The sequence below is a fragment of the Chryseobacterium vrystaatense genome, from assembly GCF_000737765.1.
In the GTDB taxonomy this organism is placed as follows: Bacteria; Bacteroidota; Bacteroidia; order Flavobacteriales; family Weeksellaceae; genus Chryseobacterium; species Chryseobacterium vrystaatense.
In genome coordinates this window covers 1,141,902-1,160,075 of record NZ_JPRI01000001.1, presented here as the reverse complement: position 1 = coordinate 1,160,075, position 18,174 = coordinate 1,141,902, and the positions used below count along the sequence as shown (strand labels likewise).

Annotated in this window: 15 protein-coding genes; all 15 read right to left on the bottom strand. The window is 35.6% G+C overall.

All coding sequences use genetic code 11. The annotated features are described in order from the left end of the window. Nucleotides 1-188 precede the first annotated feature (188 nt). The gene (locus tag IW16_RS05330) at nucleotides 189-875 is read right to left on the bottom strand and encodes a hypothetical protein (RefSeq protein ID WP_228376905.1); all 687 of its coding nucleotides are present in this window, start codon (nucleotides 873-875) and stop codon (nucleotides 189-191) included. Between the two features lies 1 nt (nucleotide 876). Further along, the gene (rfbD, locus tag IW16_RS05325; RefSeq protein WP_034740390.1) at nucleotides 877-1,740 is read right to left on the bottom strand and encodes a dTDP-4-dehydrorhamnose reductase; all 864 of its coding nucleotides are present in this window, start codon (nucleotides 1,738-1,740) and stop codon (nucleotides 877-879) included. A gap of 84 nt (nucleotides 1,741-1,824) precedes the next feature. Further along, nucleotides 1,825-2,310, bottom strand: a complete 486-nt coding sequence (locus tag IW16_RS05320; protein WP_034740388.1) for an acyl-CoA thioesterase — start codon at nucleotides 2,308-2,310, stop codon at nucleotides 1,825-1,827. A 63-nt stretch (nucleotides 2,311-2,373) separates the two neighbouring features. Continuing rightward, complete coding sequence (locus tag IW16_RS05315) at nucleotides 2,374-2,877, bottom strand: OmpH family outer membrane protein (RefSeq protein ID WP_034740386.1); 504 nt, start codon at nucleotides 2,875-2,877, stop codon at nucleotides 2,374-2,376. Between the two features lie 72 nt (nucleotides 2,878-2,949). After that, on the bottom strand, nucleotides 2,950-3,501 hold the full coding sequence (locus IW16_RS05310; RefSeq protein WP_034740384.1) for an OmpH family outer membrane protein: 552 nt from the start codon (nucleotides 3,499-3,501) through the stop codon (nucleotides 2,950-2,952). Nucleotides 3,502-3,510: 9 nt separating this feature from the next. Next, nucleotides 3,511-6,048: an outer membrane protein assembly factor BamA gene (bamA, locus tag IW16_RS05305; RefSeq protein WP_034740382.1), complete on the bottom strand. Its 2,538-nt coding sequence runs from the start codon at nucleotides 6,046-6,048 to the stop codon at nucleotides 3,511-3,513. 27 nt (nucleotides 6,049-6,075) lie between these two features. Further along, on the bottom strand, nucleotides 6,076-6,825 hold the full coding sequence (locus IW16_RS05300) for an isoprenyl transferase (RefSeq protein WP_034740380.1): 750 nt from the start codon (nucleotides 6,823-6,825) through the stop codon (nucleotides 6,076-6,078). 5 nt (nucleotides 6,826-6,830) lie between these two features. Beyond that, nucleotides 6,831-7,721, bottom strand: a complete 891-nt coding sequence (porG, locus tag IW16_RS05295) for a type IX secretion system protein PorG (protein WP_034740378.1) — start codon at nucleotides 7,719-7,721, stop codon at nucleotides 6,831-6,833. A gap of 213 nt (nucleotides 7,722-7,934) precedes the next feature. Next, nucleotides 7,935-10,427: an exopolysaccharide transport family protein gene (locus IW16_RS05290; RefSeq protein ID WP_034740377.1), complete on the bottom strand. Its 2,493-nt coding sequence runs from the start codon at nucleotides 10,425-10,427 to the stop codon at nucleotides 7,935-7,937. Between the two features lie 2 nt (nucleotides 10,428-10,429). Beyond that, nucleotides 10,430-11,296, bottom strand: a complete 867-nt coding sequence (locus IW16_RS05285) for a polysaccharide biosynthesis/export family protein (protein WP_034740375.1) — start codon at nucleotides 11,294-11,296, stop codon at nucleotides 10,430-10,432. Between the two features lie 26 nt (nucleotides 11,297-11,322). Beyond that, on the bottom strand, nucleotides 11,323-12,450 hold the full coding sequence (locus tag IW16_RS05280; protein ID WP_034740373.1) for a glycosyltransferase family 4 protein: 1,128 nt from the start codon (nucleotides 12,448-12,450) through the stop codon (nucleotides 11,323-11,325). Between the two features lie 116 nt (nucleotides 12,451-12,566). After that, the gene (locus IW16_RS05275) at nucleotides 12,567-13,553 is read right to left on the bottom strand and encodes a glycosyltransferase family 2 protein (protein ID WP_034740371.1); all 987 of its coding nucleotides are present in this window, start codon (nucleotides 13,551-13,553) and stop codon (nucleotides 12,567-12,569) included. Further along, on the bottom strand, nucleotides 13,550-14,326 hold the full coding sequence (locus IW16_RS05270) for an SGNH/GDSL hydrolase family protein (RefSeq protein ID WP_034740369.1): 777 nt from the start codon (nucleotides 14,324-14,326) through the stop codon (nucleotides 13,550-13,552). Before IW16_RS05270 ends, IW16_RS05275 begins: the two co-directional genes overlap by 4 nt. Before the next feature lie 11 nt (nucleotides 14,327-14,337). Then, on the bottom strand, nucleotides 14,338-15,405 hold the full coding sequence (locus IW16_RS05265) for a formimidoylglutamase (RefSeq protein WP_051889931.1): 1,068 nt from the start codon (nucleotides 15,403-15,405) through the stop codon (nucleotides 14,338-14,340). A 158-nt stretch (nucleotides 15,406-15,563) separates the two neighbouring features. Continuing rightward, nucleotides 15,564-18,122 (bottom strand): type I DNA topoisomerase, encoded by a 2,559-nt coding sequence (gene topA / locus IW16_RS05260; protein WP_034740368.1) that lies wholly within the window; start codon nucleotides 18,120-18,122, stop codon nucleotides 15,564-15,566. Nucleotides 18,123-18,174: the final 52 nt, after the last annotated feature.

Here is an 18,174-nt window from a genome sequence, read left to right as displayed (position 1 = left end):
CTTCTGTGCTACTGTGTAACTCTCGTTTTTCAGTGGGGCAAAGATAACAACTTATTAATACACAAAACAACTTTATTTAACCTTTAATTAATCATTCTATAAGATTATACCGTAACCTACTGGAATGCAGAGTGAAAAATTTTAAACTATTGTTTAATTTTTCAGTATTACGTTTTGCCTTAATAGTCTTAATGTTTATTTTGTACATATATAAGGCTCAAAAACTCTGCGAAGGATTTTTCTAAACCGATGATATCGCCAGATTTCAGATTTAAACCACCTGTCCCGGATGTATCTGATTTTACTTTTAGAGAAGAAACCTGAAAATACAGGTTTTCATCATTAGTTTTTGGTTGAACCTTAATAGTGGACCCCAAAAGCTTTTTTGTCGAAATAGTATACACTTCTCCGGGAGTGATGTCCAAGGTCAGATAGGATCTCGGAGTCAATATATAATCCTTCTTATTAATACTAATCTTTTGATCTTTATCTGACGAAGCAAAAACATACAGCATTCCTTTCTTCTGTCTTTCCAATTTTTCTTTGGGAGTATAATAAAGAGCAATCCTGTAGTTAGCGGGATTAAGAGATTGGGGAGTACCATCAATATTTTCAAAAGGTTTGAATGAAAATGTGTTTGCTCCTATTTCTTTTGCTTTTTTATATATTAAGGAAAAAACAGCAGCATCATCGTTTGAAAATCCCTGGACTTCAATTTCACCTAAATATTCAGCTCCAATTGTAGCTTCAGCTTTCTTATACAGAAATTTATCTGTATTGTCATTTGTTTTTTCAACCTTAGAAAGGTATATATTCTGTGCATTACAAAGATGGATACACAATAAGGAAAAGGCAACTGCCAGATTTTTCATCATATTATTGTTGTATTAATATTTTGACAGATTCTTCAAGGCTGTTTTCCCAATGCTTAGGTTCTATTTTATATATCTCTTCAATCTTGTCCAAAGACATGGTACTTCTTACCGGTCTTTTCGCAGGAGTAGGATACTGTTCTGTTGTAAGCGGGTTTAACTGTACTGTAGAGTTTGAAAATTCTGCGATTTTTTTTGCGAATTCAAACCATGTTGTTTCCGGATAGTTAGAAAAATGAAAAACACCTAAGATTTTATTGGGTGTTTCAATAATATCCATAATTGCTTCTGCAAGATCATTAGCATTTGTAGGCTGTCCGAATTGATCAGATACGATTCCCAGTTCATCTTTTTGAGTAAAGAGATTCAACATTGTTTTAACAAAATTCTTGTTAAATTCTGAATAAAGCCATGAAGTTCTCAGAATAATAGTTTTCGGATTAATTTCAAGGGCAAGTTCTTCACCTTTCATTTTGGATTCTCCATATACTCCAATCGGACTTGTAAAATCATCTTCTGAATACGGGAGGTTTGTATCTCCATCAAATACATAGTCTGTGGAAACGTGGATCAAAATACTTTTATGATCGACACAAGCCTGAGCAATATATCCTACTCCATCAGCATTAACGGCGAATGCTTTATCACTTTCTTTTTCGGCCAAATCAACGGCTGTATACGCAGAAGCATTTATACAGTAATCTGGTTTATTATCATAAAAGAAACTATTGATTTGATCTTCGTCTGTAATATCCAATGTTTTTGAATCCGTGAATATGAATTCATATTTATTTTCAAAATCAGGTGCAATTTTTCTGATACAGTTACCTAACTGTCCGTTGCTACCTAATACGACTATTTTTTTCATCTGTAATTTATTATTTACTTATCAAATGTACTATTAAAAGAAAAACCTTTAGCTCACTAGAAGCAATTATCTTTTATGATCTGACTAAGAATTTTTTGCATTCTGAGATCTTAAAAACTTCACCCTTGGCTGGAAATCTTTTTGCTCAAGATCTACATAAAACTTATGGAATGTTTCTTTTATATCTTCCGGATGAACTTCTGATCTTCTTGTTTTGATATTGAAATAGATCACAGTAACCCATAATACGGCATGAACTGTTTTTTCATCCAGACTTTTCATTAATATTTCTACTTTAGCAGTCCTATCGAGTATTTCGATAGTTTTGCTGCTGATAACAACCTGCGTATTGTATCTTACTTCTTTCAAGTAAGCGATTTCGTTTTGAATAGCAATCCAGGTACATCCTGTTTTTTTTGTGTATTCTTCATACGTGAATCCATAAAATGTTTCTACATGATCTTCTCTGGCATTAAACATATAATCCAGATATTTTACATTATTCAAATGTCCTATCGGGTCACAATCGCTGAACCTTACTTTTACGACGGTTGATACTTCTTTTTCCATAGCGCAAAAATAAAAAAACCGCCTCTAAAAGAAGCGGTTAATTTATAAAACTTTGTTGATTTATTAGTTGATCCCTAATTCTTTCTTCACAGAAGGTGTAGCATCTGCTCCTCCTTTGTATACAAAGGCAGAAGAGTTTGCATCCATGATGAATTCATATCCGCTAGCTTTAGCTACTTTCTCCATAGCATCATTCAGTTTTTTCTCGATAGGTCCAAAAGCTACGTCTTGTTTAGCCTGAAGATCTTTCTGAGCTTTATCCTGCATTTGAGCGATTTCTTCCTGGATTTTCTGTAATTCTGCTTCTCTAGCTTTGTTTTCTTCAGCTGTTTTCTTTGGAGCTTCTTCGCTGTACTGCTTTAATTTAGCTTGTCCTGCATCAGCTTTTTTCTTGATTTCAGCTTGTTTTGCATCTAAGAAAGTTTTTATTTCAGCATCAGCTTTTTTCTTTTCAGGCATTGCATTAAGAACCCCCATTACATCGACAGTAGCGATCTTTTGAGCTTTTGCCATACCTACTGACACAACCATTATTACCGCGGCAAATAATACACTTAATTTTTTCATAATTGGTAAAATAAATAATTTAATTTGTTTTTAGATTGTAAATTTAAGCAAAAGTTAATTATGTTAATTATGTTACTTTTTACTTTTACTATTAGTTTTTTCTTTTTTATCAGTTCCTTTCAATAAGATCGTTAATACTTTTTCTGTATAATCATATCTTGGCAGAAGGAAAAGCACATTATTATCCGTTTTATCAAGAACCGTGCCCAATCCATTTTTCTCAGCCATTGTTTTGATGGCTCCCCATATCTGATCCTGAAACGGTACAACCAGGTTTGTTCTCAGTTTTGTAATTTCTCCATTAACTCCAAAACGTAAGCTTGTTGTCGTTTTAATGTTTTTTTCAAGATCCATTACTTCTTTTTCTCTAAGCTTCAGCTGGTCTCCTATCAACAAAACTTTTTCACTTTCAAATGCTGATTTTTTTCTTTCGTACTCTGACTGAAGATTTTGAAGTTCTGACTGCCAGGTATCGATCTGCGAATTTAATCTTGCTTCAGCTTCTTTGTATTGAGGCAGCTTATCTAAAATATAGCCTGTATCTACCACTCCAACTTTTTGGGCGTTTGAAAACCCGAAAAGAAGAAACAATACAAATGTGAAAATGATTTTAAAGTTTTTCATATCTATGAATTATAATGATTGATTCATTAAGAAGTGAGGAATCATTTTATTTTGTTTTTCTCCGGAAATCGTCGTATCGAATCCATAAGCAAAGTCAAATCCGATCAAACCGAAAGCTCCCATATAAACTCTTACCCCTACCCCTACTGATCTTTTCAGTTGGAATGGATTATATCCACTCCAGCTGTTCCATACGTTACCTCCTTCTGCGAAAGTAAGTGCGTATATCTTAGCGGTCTGGTTCATTGAGATTGGGTATCTTAATTCTAAAGTAAATCTGTTATAGATTGTACCTCCTCCTTTTGGTGTAATATCTGTTGATTCTCCTCCATAAGTCGATGCATTTTCATATCCTCTCAAAGGAATCAATTCACGACCGTCATATCTACCACCAAACAAACCTGTACCTCCAACGTAGAATCTTTCGAATGGCGGAGCACCAAGCTGTTTGTTATATCCATCCATGAATCCCATTTCAGCAGAAGATCTCAAGACTAATTTACCTGCAACTTCGTTATAAACGTCTGCTTTAAATTTGATCTTGTAGAATTCCATCCACTTATACTTATCTACCGGCTTCATTGTAGAATAATCTTTATTACTGAACAATGAATAAGGTGCGGTAAGTTTGGCAGAAAGTTCGATATTCGAACCTGTTGTTGGGAATATCGGGTCAATACCTGCAGAGTTTCTGCTTAAACCTAAGTTAAGACTTAAGTTATTTGCATCACCGTACATTTCCGTAACATCTCCAAACTGGAAAGGATAGTTATTGAAGGTATATTTCTGGAACTGCAGTCCTGTATATAATGCGAAATAATCATCCGGCCAGTTCAGGTATCTATTAAGACCTACTGACGCGGAGAAGATATTAAGCTTCTGATCATTTCCAAAACTGTCTTTGTATTTTACTCTGGAGGTGTTCAAACTTACAGAAAGAGCTGTAGGCTTTGTTCCGAACAACCATGGCTCAGTAAATGAGATTCCATAGTTTTGGAAATACTGACCTGCCTGTGCCTGGATAGATAGAGTTTGTCCATCTCCCTGAGGTACTGGTTTAAAGTCTTTAAATTTAAGGAAGTTTCTCAGGGAGAAGTTGTTAAAAGTAAGTCCTAAAGTTCCGATAAAGCTATTACCTCCGTAACCAGCCTGTAACTGAACCTGTGAAGATCCCTTTTCAACCAATTTCCAATTGATATCTACCGTATTATCCTGCTGATTAGGCTGAATATCCTGACCTACCTGCTGTGGATCAAAGAAAGACATTCCTGCCAGATCAAAGTAAGTTCTCTTAATTTCTGTTTTTTTGAAAAGCTCACCTGGTTTTGTTCTTAAAGCTCTAAGAACAACATGGTCATGCGTTGTTGTATTTCCCTGCCAGGTAACTTTATTCCAGGTTGCCTGTTCTCCTTCATTAATTCTGATCTCAAGGTTTACGGCATCTCCAGACACAGATTTTTCTACTGGTGTCACGTTTGAGAAAAGGTATCCGTTATTCATGTATACAGATTTAATATCTGAATCATCTTCTTTACCTCCGTCTTCTCCTACTTTTTTATTGAAACCTACGGCATCGTAGATATCTCCTTTTTTATATCCAAGTAATCTCTGTAAATATTCTGTAGAGTAAACAGTATTCCCGGTGAATGTAACATCTCCGATATAATACTTTTTACCTTCTTTAAGTTTTACATTGATCTCATAGTTATTTCTTTTATTTCTCCAAACGGAATCTGAAACAATAGAAGCATCTCTATATCCCAAAGAGTTGTAATAGCTAACAAGGCTCTGCTTGTCTTCCTGATACTTTTCTTCGATAAATTTAGACGATTTCAGAATTCCTCCGATACCAAATCTTCTCTGTTTGGTTTCTTTGAAAGCTTTCTTTCTAAGTTTTGCATCGGTAACGCTTTCGTTCCCTTCAAATTCGATATGGTCAATTTTTATTCTCTTGCCTTTATCTATATTGATGGTCCAGTCTACCATAGAAGGATCATTCGCATTGACTTTATCCTGAATGGTAATTTTGGCATCAGCAAACCCTTTTTTCACGTAATCCTTCGGAACTTTTGTCTTAAGACTGGAGATCAGGTTTTGAGTAATCTTTGTTCCTGGCTTTAGATTATTGTCCTTTATTAGTTTTTCGTTTTTAGATTTACCAATTCCTTTACCTGCGAATTTTACTTCGCCAAGTTCTTTAAGGTCTTCGAGGTAGAATCTTAAAATGATGGTTTGGCCTTCAATACTCTGAACATATACTTCAACTTCTGAAAAAGACTGGGTATCCCAAAGCTTTTTAACAGCGTTGCTGATTTTTTGTCCTGGAATATCTACAACTTCGCCTTTTGTAAGGCCCGTAAATCGCAAGATCTGAGCCGGCGTGTATTTTTTTACCCCATCTACAACAATGTCTTTAAGAGTGTAAGTTCCTGTTTCATTTTCTGCGTGTACAGCATTAGTTACTTTAGTGCTGTCCTGAGGAGTTACTTGTCCATAAAAATGCGCAGAAGCAGCAAACATTATGATGGGTAATAGTCTAAACTTCATTTTATCGAGTCTTTCTTTTCTTTAAATTTATTGGGCTTTTATCTGATCGCCAGTTAATCCGTATCTTCTTTCTTTGTTTTGATAATCAACAATACACTGGAAGAAGATATCTTTTGTAAAATCTGGCCATAGGACATTTAAAAACTGTAGTTCCGCATAAGCAATCTGCCAAAGAAGGAAATTGCTTATTCTTGTTTCACCACTGGTTCTAATCAGTAGGTCTACAGGTGGAAAGTCTTTTGTATAAAGGTAACTTTCGAATAATTCTTCATTGATATCCTCAATGTCAACCTTTCCTTCTTTCACTTCAGAACTGATGTTTTTTACGGCATCCAATATTTCGTTCTGTGAACCGTAGCTTATTGCCAGCACTAAGTTTCCTTTTGTGTTTTCTTTTGTAAGCTCTACCACGCGTTCAAGCTGTTCTCTCACCAGGAGAGGTAGCTTTTCGAGATTTCCTATAACATGCATTCTGAGGCCTTTGCTAAAGATTTCTTCAGCTTCCAGTAATAAGGTCTCTACAAGCAGATTCATCAATGTACTTACTTCATCTGCCGGACGACTCCAGTTTTCAGAAGAAAATGTATACAGAGTTAAATAAGGTATATCAATTTCATTACAGGCATTAATGGCATTTCTCACTGCATTAATGGCATTCTTGTGGCCGAAAGTTCTTTCTTCACCACGAGTTTTTGCCCATCTTCCATTGCCATCCATAATGATAGCGACGTGTTTCGGTAAATTCTCAGAATTTATTTTATCTTTAATCAACGACATATTAATTAATCACAATAGCATGGAGGTCTTCCGAATGAATAGGTAAGTCCTAAACTAAAAGTATTCATCCAGTCCTTAGACCGATCATCCCCTATATTTCTTTTGTTAATAAGTTCTTGCTCTCTTTCTTTAGAGACAGCATAATAGTTTCCTGACTGCAGCAGTGATCCTCCTGTAGTAGGATCTAAAATATCTGCATTAAAGCTTGATGTTACATCTTTAGACATAAGTCTACTATGGTCAAGCTGGTCAGTCATTGTATATCTAAATGTAGCTTCTGCAAATATACCCCAATTATGGTTGAATTTATATTTTAAACCAACTCCAAAAGGAATATGCATTGTTACTTTTTTTCCTAATGTATATACTGGAGTACTTTTAAAATCCAGTTCATTGAGGGGAGCCTGTGCCACTCCATCTGCATCTCTTCTAAAATCATTAACAAGATCTGCTTTTGGGGCATCAAACATTAAAGCACCAATACCTCCAAAAATGTACGGGCTTACCATACTTACCTGCTCATTATTAACAGGGAAAAAATTGTATTCGAACATTAAGCTGGCCTCATATACGTTGTTTTTTCCGTATGAGTTTCTATTCACTCTATATTCTTCTTTTGCAGCTTTATCGCTAAACTGAATCTGGTTGTATCCAAGGTCCAATCTAACGGTTTGGTGCGGATTAAAATTAAATCTATATAATAAACCTCCATAAAATGGGAATCCCCATTCTGACATCCTGTCTAAATCCAACGGCTTTTGTAAAATGTAATTGGTATTCCCTACGTCCCCTACTAGGTTACTCATCCCTAGACGAACTCCCAATTCGTTTCTTTGTGCCTTAAGACTTACCATTCCAAGGAAGGCAAGAAAGCTAAACAATAATTTTTTATTCATAAAAGAATATGGATTTATGGTTATTTTAAAATTTAATTTTTGCAAATATAAAACTTTTTTATATTAATGATATTCTTAATGTATAGTTAAAAATAAACAAAAAAACATAATTTGTTATAAAGTAAACGGCAAAGTGCCAAAAATATTCTTTTTTCCTTAGATTCCAAATACTGAAAGTATAAAAAAACCCCCATTCGCTGAGGGTTTAAAACGCTATTTTTTATTAAATATTGCCTGTACCTTATTTCGTATTTTTATCAATAAAGGTTCTTTGTAATTTTTATCTTCATCAAAATACCCATACCCATAACCGTAGCCATATCCGTAACCATATCCCTGCTTCGTATTGTAATCATTATATATAAGTCCTAAATGATTAATTTCTCCGGTATGATACTTTTCGGTGATCATCTTCAGCATATACTTTTCGGTATATTCATGACGGACAACATAAATATTGGCATCAGAATATTTCATGAGCTCATAAGAGTCAGCTACCAGACCTACCGGCGGAGAATCAATAATGATGAAATCATATTTTTCCTTGAGCTCTTCTATAAATCTGATGTTTCTTTCGCTCATTAAGAGTTCCGAAGGGTTTGGAGGAATTGGTCCGGAAGTAGCAACATCAAGATTTGGAATCTTGGTTTTATTAATGATCTGCTCTATTTCCACCTCTCCTGTAAGATAGTTTGAGATACCATATTTATTATCAATCTTAAAGTCTCCGAAGATTTTTGGTTTTCTAAGGTCCATTCCCAAAAGAATCGTCTTTTTATCACTTAATCCTATTACCGAAGCTAAATTGATAGAAACATAGGTTTTACCTTCCCCTCCAATGGAAGAGGTAATAAGAATTGTTTTTCCTTTTCCGTTTTCTTCATTGTTTTCCATCAAAAACCTCATGCTGGCTCTTATTCCTCTGAATGCTTCTGACACTGATGATTTAGGCTGTTCCAAAACGGTAAGCATATTGTCGTTACTGTTGTTTCCGATCACCCCAAGAAGTGGAATCTTCGTTGCACTCAACAATTCTTTAATATTTCGGATCTTATTGTCAAGAACCTCTCCGATCAGGATAAATATCAATGGCAACAGCAATAACCCCAACATAATAATCAGCTTTATTGCTTTTATATTTGGACCTATTGCACCTTGTCCCAGGTTTTTGGCAGGGTCAATGACTGTAATATCAGACTGATTGGTTGCCACTTTCATCTGCGCTTCATTCTGTCTGGACAAAAGGCTGTTGTAGGTAGCCTCGATCATGTTATACCCTCTTTCTGCATCCAGATATTTCCTTTCTTTTTCAGGATATAAATTCAGTTCGGTATTGGCTTCTGTAACTTCGCGGTCAATTTTATTGATCTCATCATAATATTTTGTATAATAATTTCTCAATGTACCGTTTGAACCGCTTCTTGCTTCGTCAATGAGCCTGTTTATTTCTTTGATTGGTTCCGAATTTGGCTTATAAATAGAGGCCATTTCTCTTTTCTTTGTATACAGTGCCTTAAGTTCTGTGACAGAAGCAGAGAAGAAACCGTCTTCAAAACCGGCAGCATTGGTGCTGATCATTTTCTCGAAGTCCTGAGCCTGAAGGGTTGCTTTAATATTGTTAAGTGAGCTTAATTTACTTACAATATCCGCTTTTTTAGCTTCCAGATCTTTGATTTTATCCAAAGACTTTTCATCTCTGTCTTTAATATTATAAAGCTTTTCTGATGTTTTTAAGTAGTTCAGAACTGCAGCACTGGAATCTAATTTTTTTCTGATGTTATCTACGTTATTCTGTAGATAAAAATCTGTATTCTTATTAACTATATTTTTATCGGCAAGCCTCTTCTTTTGCAGTTCAGCTACTGATTTATTCAGGAAATTTACAGTACTGTTCAGATTAAATCCTTTCTTGCTGATGATCATGATCGTACCGATCTCCTTGTCAAATTCTACTCCGATTGTTGAAACAATCTCATTAACACTTTGATTTACAGAATTAAGAGTTACAATAATGTTATCAACCTGTATCTTAGGTGTTACCATATTCCTAAGAAGTCTGAATCTAAGATTCGGAGAATTATACCATTCATTGATCTTTATGACCTTATTCGCAGGTCTGTTGTATCCATTGATTGAATGAAAACCTTCCGATTCGTAGCTGTATAAATTCGTAGACTGTCCTTCTTCCGGAAGAACTACTTCATATGAGTCTCTGCCTTTGGGAATAAGGGTAATAGGATAATTAATCTGCTGAAGATGTTTTTTATCTACCTGAAGAAAAATTGGTGAATCAGTTCTGTCGATGTACGTTGATTTAATGACTCCCTTTGTAGAGTAATTAACGAAAAGATCCAATCCCTTTACCAAAAATTCATTGTGAGATCTCGATAAAAGCATTTTTTTAAGATAAACTCCATCCTGATTTCCACTCTGCCCCCAGATAAAGTTGATAGACTGGTTAGGTGTAAAGTAACTTGAAGTATTGTTGGATATACTTAAGGAAAGATTTGAAGAATAAATATTTTGCGCGTAGTATTTACTATATATCCATGAAATCATGTAGCCGATAAACAGCATCAATACAAACCAGTACCAGTTTTTGAGTATTCTTCGCATGAAGTGCTCAATATCAAATAATGCAAACGATCCATACTTGTCCTTCTGGGGCTCGTTTGTCCCTACTTTGGTGTCTTTTTCTGGAATCATGGTTAAAGGTTTTTAAGAAGCAGGTAAATTGATAGTGCTGTAGTAATCACCGATACCCCGGTTGTTAAAGTCTGTATAGGATCTTTTCCAAATCCATTAAGGCTTTTCCCTCTGGTATTCAGATAGATTTCATCACCGTTTTGCACGTAGTAGTAAGGTGAATTCATAATATCTTCTCTGGTAAGATCTATTTTAGCTACTTTGATACCTTCCGGCAGTTTTCTGTGAATAACAATATTTTTACGGTCAATTGTTCTGTTTAAACCACCATTAATAGCAATTGCTTCGGTAATAGTCAGTGTATTTTTATGGACAACTTTTTCACCTGAAAGACCTGTTGTTTCTACGTCTCCAAGAATATAATAGGTGATTCCATCTGTGTTCAGTCTTACTTCAGCTTTTCCTTCCTGAAAATTTTCATCTACTTTTTCCTGAAGTTCCCGGGTAAGGTCCTCCACTGTTTTTCCTTCTGCTTTAACAAATCCTATTCCGAATACATTAATATCACCTTTGGAATCTACCTTAAGTCCGTTAAAATAAAAATTAATATTTCCTCCGTTAGCAGATCCGCTATTTCCACCTCCACCTCTTCCTCCGGCCAATGCACTGTTCCCTGATCCTCCTACACCTCCGGAAGAATTCAAAGATGAATAGAATTGAGCTGCATCTCCCTTAGGAGTGGTTACAATATTGAGATTAAGAATGTCGTTTTTGGTAATTCTATACGTAGGGATGTTGTATGGAATAAGTCCTTCTTCGTTAATTACAAGGCTTTCGCTGGGTTGCATATACCTTACATCTTTCTTGGTAATGCAGGATGTAATAAAAAAGGGTAATAGTAAAAATAAATACTTTAAGTTCTTCATCATGTTTGAATGTTTTGCAAAAGTAAAAATTAAATTGTTATTTTCTTATTATTTCGTAAACGATAAATCAAATCTGGGAGATATGCGCCAAAAAAACCTAATAAAATGATTATCAATAGCAACATATTTATATTGATATGCCGTAAATAATAAGCTACAGTAACGATCATAAGATAATACACAATAATATAGAATGTGGAACGTCTGTGTGTAAGATCCAGTTTTAAAAGTTTGTGATGAATATGGTTTTTATCTGCGTCAAAAGGAGATTTTTTATTGCACAGTCTCACAACGATTACATTTAAGGTGTCTACGATTGGCAGAATCAGAATGGCTACAGCAATTACAGGTGCCGACTGGAGATGATATCTCGGAACATTTGGAAGTTCCTTATCTATAAAAATATCAATAAAGCAGATCGATGTAAATGCCAGGAGAAAGCCCAGAAGCATAGATCCTGTGTCTCCCATAAATATTTTATTGGTTCTGTAATTCGATAAATTATAATAGAGAAAAGCAAGCACTGTCCCTATAATAATAACGGATAAAACAACAAGGGGATAATTATATTCTCCCAGTCTATAGTAACTTATTCCGAACAAACCACTGCAAATTACAGAGTATCCTCCAGCCAGACCGTCTATTCCATCAATAAGGTTGAATGCATTAATAAGAACAATAAAAGTAATGACACTGAATATCACACTTACGGTATAGCCAAGCTCATAGATCCCACAAACCCCGAATAAACTTCGGATTCTAATGTCCGATCCTATCACCACAAGGGAAGATACAACGATCTGAGCCACGAGTTTCTTATACGCTCTCATCACAACGATGTCGTCCATCACTCCTATGTAAAGAAGAATAATTAATGAGGCAAATAAAAATTTGTAGAGATCAAAAAGCTCATACGCAAAAATAGACGCAGAGATCCCAATGGAATAAAAGATAGCAATACCCCCAAGATTAGGAATTTTCCGGAGATGTGAACTCCTAATTCCAGGTTCATCCATAAGATTCTTTCTTCTGGATATTTTTATGATAGTGGGGATAGAAAAAAAGGTAATTAAAAAAGCAAACAGAAAGCCTAACCCTATTTTTACGTAAAAAATAGAAATTCCCGATTCGCTTAAGAACAATTCAAAATTTTTCATTCTTTTTTTATCAAGCACATCATTTCGCCTTCTGATAAAACTCACGACATAGCCTCATAAGAGACTATGTGTCACAGTTTTAGTGATTATCGAAATAATTATGCTTATCATTTGTGTTATAACATTTTTCTTATCAGCTTTTTTTGTCCGGCAAAAAACAACAGATAAAAAATCTTTTTTTTCAACGGCAAAGATAAAAGATAATTCTTACCAAAACGACTATAGCTTAATATATCTCGAATTTTAATTTTCCTTTCTTCTCTGAAAACCGCCAGTTCTTCTGCCATTTTACTAAAAGTATTTTCATTTTTCACAAAAGCCAGATACGCCAGAAAAGAGTATACCCCTTCAAAAATCTGAAAACTCTTCAGTTCTTTTCTTTTATGAGAATAATCCGATTTATCAAACACATACTCCACATCCTTTACCGCATTCAGGATATCAAGACCTTTTTCGGTATGTGTTTTTGTAATAGAATCGGAACGTTCAAGATACTGATAATGAAAATCCTGTGTCTGAGCCAAAATTTTGCACTCCAAAAGCAGCTGTGGTATCAGCTGAATATCTTCAAAGTGAACTCCCTTTTTAAATCTCTTATGATCAAAGAGTTCTTTTTTAAACAGTTTGTTACAGGCAAAATAACTGATATCTGAAAAAACTGAAAAATTCTCTTCCAATACAATTTTTTCGGACATATGGGGAATCTGGGTCAGCTTTTGGGTAACCTTTCCATCCTGATCTACTTTCTGGATATTGCAAATGACTATTTCAGCTTCATGCTTTTTTGCCAACTGGACCATTTCTTCAAACATCTTCTCCGTGACATAGTCATCGCTGTCTACGAAACCTATATACTCACCCGCAGCCTTATCCAAACCAAAATTTCTGGCATCGCTCAAACCTCCGTTCTCTTTGGTAAAAGCTTTTATTATATTGGGGAATTTTTGCACATATTCTTCAATGACAAGACCGGAACGGTCACTACTGCCATCATTAATCACTAGAATTTCAATATCCTGAAGACTTTGACCCACCAGAGAATCCAGGCATTTCGCCAAATAATTTTCTACATTATAAACAGGAACTATAATTGATACGATCATTCTTTATCTGCTAAATTAACAATCCCATTTGCTAAAAACTCACTGAACTTCTGATAACCCTCTTTATTCAAATGCAGCGGATCTCCAAACAAGTTACGGTCTTTGTCATAATCATGGGTTACCTCGTCAAAGTTTAAAACCACAACTTTTTTGTCTAACCCATTATGTTTCAAATTTTCCAGCAAAAGATTTCTATAATCTTGTATTTTAAATTCAGCTCCACCATTCAGGAGGAGCTCAGCACCTCTGTTACTGAGTCTGCTTATCATATTTTTGTTTTCAAAATCCTCTTTAACTCCAAATTCGGGTAAAGAAACAACAATTGGTTTGATATGGTAATGCATCAATGTTTTAATAATCATTATCATATGACGGGTATAAAACTCCGGTCCCAAATGCATCGCTGCATCATTGACTCCGGCTATTACAATACAGTAATCTGGTTTTTTATCAATTACTTTTTTCGAAGAAAATTCTTCGCCTTCGTCTTTAAAAAGGTTCTCATAGATCTTTTTCGTTTTAGCACCTGGATTTCCGGACGAATAGATGGTCGCGCGAATCCCCTTATCCAAAAGCTTTCTTTCTACAAGGGAATCCAGGTTCTGCCTTACGACCCAGCTATCACCAATAATACCAATCTGTAAGCCTTTTTCGGGCTTTGTGCCGGAAGGAAAATAAGGTTCTTCACCAGCATAGGCGTATTTATTCCAAAAATAAAAGAAGCACAACACTCCAGTCAGCAGAACAATACCTAATACTATCTTTTTTTTCATCGTGTGTTTACTTAAAAGGTGAGCCTGGGATTAAGCACTCCTCTTTTTGCTTCTTCAAAATCTTTCCTTGAACAGGGAATACAGTTTTCTGTATTTTCATCATCTCCGAAATACCATAGATTACTGAAGGTATCCCGTTTAAAAGCGTACTGGTCTTCGTCAATTAAAACATAGAACAGTTCATAATGCCTTTCTTTCGGATGTGATCTCTGTATATTGATTCCTTCAATCAGATACCATATCATTTGTGCCAGCAACTGGTGATTCAACTGGTTTTCTGAATAAATATTATAATTGAAAATTCCTACAGATTTTAAATTTTCGCTTAATCCAATCTCTTTCATGTACGCACAGATTTCTCTTCTGTTCAATCCATTGACCTGTGGATTCATAGAAAATGGTTCGCTGAAGCTTTCAATGGCATCACAGTTTAACGTTACCAAATCTGCTTTCCTGAAGAAAGGCTCTGTTTTTTCTGTGGAATTCATCATTTCTGCAAGACGTATGATATCAAATTCAACTTCTTTGATCAACCTTACAGAATCTGTTTCATTCAAATGCTTTTGATAACCTAAATGATGATAGTTTTTGATGGAGAAATTTTTAGAACCTAATATCTTTCCCAGAAATGTATACTCATTGATATGCTCCCCCTGCTGCAGGGAAATAATATTACTGATTTGGGTATAATTGATGTTTTGTTTGTGAAAATTGAGTGTTGAAAACATAGAAAAGGCAAAGTCGTTGGATCCACCGATAATCACCGGTAGCGCTCTTTTGTAATGGCATGCTGACAAAACTTCCTGTAGAATATAATGAGAATCCTGAACAGACTTCCCGGAAACCAGATCTCCAAGATCTACGATCGGAATTTCAAAGTCCAGCTTTGAGAGTTTATAAAATTCTTTCCTGATCGAGGTAAAATCCTGCACTTCAGCATCGCCTCCTGCCCCTCTGTAATCCGAAACAAACAGAAGAACAATACTGTCTTCTTTTATATCTTTCGTAATCCTGCTGCCGATCTGCCAGCTTTCTGTTTTGAAATTTCTTGGTGAAATGATAAAATCTTCAAAATCCATATTTTTAATTTGAAAACTTGGGAATATGTTAGTTTATTAATTGCTTTACCAAACAAACATACAAAAAAACCACAGCAAGTTCATAGCTGCGGCATATTTTGTTGATAAAAAAAGCCGTCAACACTTATTGTTAACGGCTTTGTATTCTTATTGTAACATTACTTCTTTTTTGCTGCCGGTTTTTTAACAGCAGTTGTTTTCTTAGCTGCAGGTTTTTTGGCGGCCGGCTTCTTTTTCTCTGCAAAAGCGTTTTTATCCTGATCCGTAATCCATTTTTTCACCTCATCCAGAGACACGTCCTTCAGCTCTTCAGCTTCATACTTGGTATCGTCTTTTTTCTTCGGGATCTTGAACATGGCTTTTCCAAATTTCACAAAAGGGCCCCATCTTCCATTTTCGATAGAGATTTTTTCTTTCTCCCATTGTTGAATGTATCGGTTAGCTTCTTTTTCCAGTTTAGCATCAATCAGTTCGTTGATATCACTTTGTGAAAGGTTCTCGAAATTATATTTTTTCGGAACATTAATAAACAGGTCTTTGTATTTAATGAAAGGTCCGAATCTCCCGGTTCCTTTGGTTACCGGATCTCCTTTATAAGTAGCGATTGGTGCGTCAGCTTTTTTCTTTCCATTGATGATTTCTTCTGCACGCGCCTGACTCACAGAAAGGGGATCTTCTCCTTTCGGAATGCTGATAAATGTTTCGCCCCACTTTACATAAGGTCCGAATCTTCCTACTCCTACAGAAACGCCCTGTCCTTCAAATTCGTTAAGCTCAAACGGAAGTTTGAAAAGTTCCAGTGCTTCGGCTAAAGAGATGGTTGCAATATTCTGTCCGGTCATTAATGAGGCAAAAATAGGTTTCTCTTCGTCTTCTGTTTCACCAATCTGGATCATCGCTCCAAATCTTCCGATTCTTGCATGAACATTTTTTCCGGTTTTAGGATCTACCCCTAAAAGTCTGTCTCCATTTGCTCTGTCGGCATTTTCTTCTACATCTTCAATTCTCGGATGGAATTTGGAGTAGAAATTGGTCATCATTTCTTTCCACTTCTGATCTCCATTGGCAATTTCGTCAAAACTTTCTTCTACTCTTGCCGTAAATCCGTAATCCAGAATTTCTTTGAAATTATCTGTCAGGAAATCATTAACAACTTCACCGATATCTGTAGGGATAAATTTATTTTTATCGCCCCCGAATTTTTCTTCAAGGACTTCTTTTTTGATTTTATCTTTTATCAGAGACATTTTGACCACTTCACGGGTGTGAGGATCGATCTCTCTTTTGTCGACATACTCTCTGTTCTGGATGGTCTGAATCGTAGGCGCATACGTAGATGGACGTCCAATTCCTAATTCTTCCAGTTTTTTCACGAGTCCTGCTTCCGTATATCTTGCACTAGGTCTTGTAAATTTTTCTGAAGCTGTAATTTTTTTATAGCTTAAAATTTCACCTACACTTACTTTAGGCAGTAATTTTTCGTTGTTTTCCTCATCATCGTCTTCTGCCTTTACGATACCATAAGCTTTTAAGAAACCATCAAAAATAATCACTTCACCCTGTGCCTCAAAATGCTGGGGCAGTGAAGCATTTCCTATTTCAATAACAGTCTTCTCAATTTTGGCATTAGCCATCTGCGAAGCCAGTGTTCTTTTATATATCAGCTGGTATAATCTGTTTAACTGAGCATCTCCGATACTCTTCACTGCAAAATCAGTTGGTCGGATGGCTTCGTGAGCCTCCTGTGCAGATGCTGATTTGGTCGTATAATTTCTTGGTGAAGAATAGTCAGCTCCATATTCTGAAGTAATCTGTTTTTTAGCACCTTCGATAGCTTCCTGAGATAGGTTCACCGAGTCTGTTCTCATATAGGTAATGTATCCTTCTTCATAGAGTCTCTGTGCAAGACGCATGGTATTGGTTACGTTATATCCTAATCTTGATGATGCTTCCTGCTGTAATGTGGAAGTGGTAAATGGAGCAGATGCTGTACGGGTTCCCGGTCTTGTCTCAACATTCAGAACTTTAAATTCTGTTGTTTTTGCTTTTTCAAGGAATTGTTCTGCGTCCTCTTCTTTTTCAAAGTCTTTTTTCAGTTTGGCAGAAATTTCCTGCTCGGTTTTATTTAAGAAGATTCCATCCAGTTTAAAGCTTGCTTTCGGAACAAATTCACGGATTTCTTTTTCTCGTTCTACAATTAATCTTACTGCTACGGACTGTACTCTTCCTGCAGAAAGACCTGGTTTTACTTTTTTCCAAAGAACCGGAGACATTTCAAAACCTACAATCCTGTCCAGAACTCTTCTTGCCTGCTGTGCATTGACAAGATTCTGGTCGATATCTCTGGGGTTTTCGATCGCTTTTAGAATGGCATTTTTAGTAATCTCGTGAAAAACAATTCTTTTTCTGTTTTCAGGCTTTAATTTCAATTCGTCCGCCAGGTGCCATGCAATAGCTTCCCCTTCGCGGTCCTCATCGGAAGCAAGCCATACCATCTCAGCTTTCTTTACCGCAGCCTTTAATTCTGTTACCAATTTCTTTTTATCAGCCGAAACTTCGTAATCAGGACTGAATGTGGCAAGGTCTATTCCCATTCCTTTTTTTGGAAGATCACGGATGTGTCCGAAACTTGATTTCACTTCGAAATCCTTCCCTAAATATTTCTGAATAGTTTTTGCTTTTGCCGGGGACTCTACGATTACTAAATTTTTCGACATTCTAAAAAAATTTTTTGCAAAAGTAAAGCTTTTTTATTATATACTTTTTGTT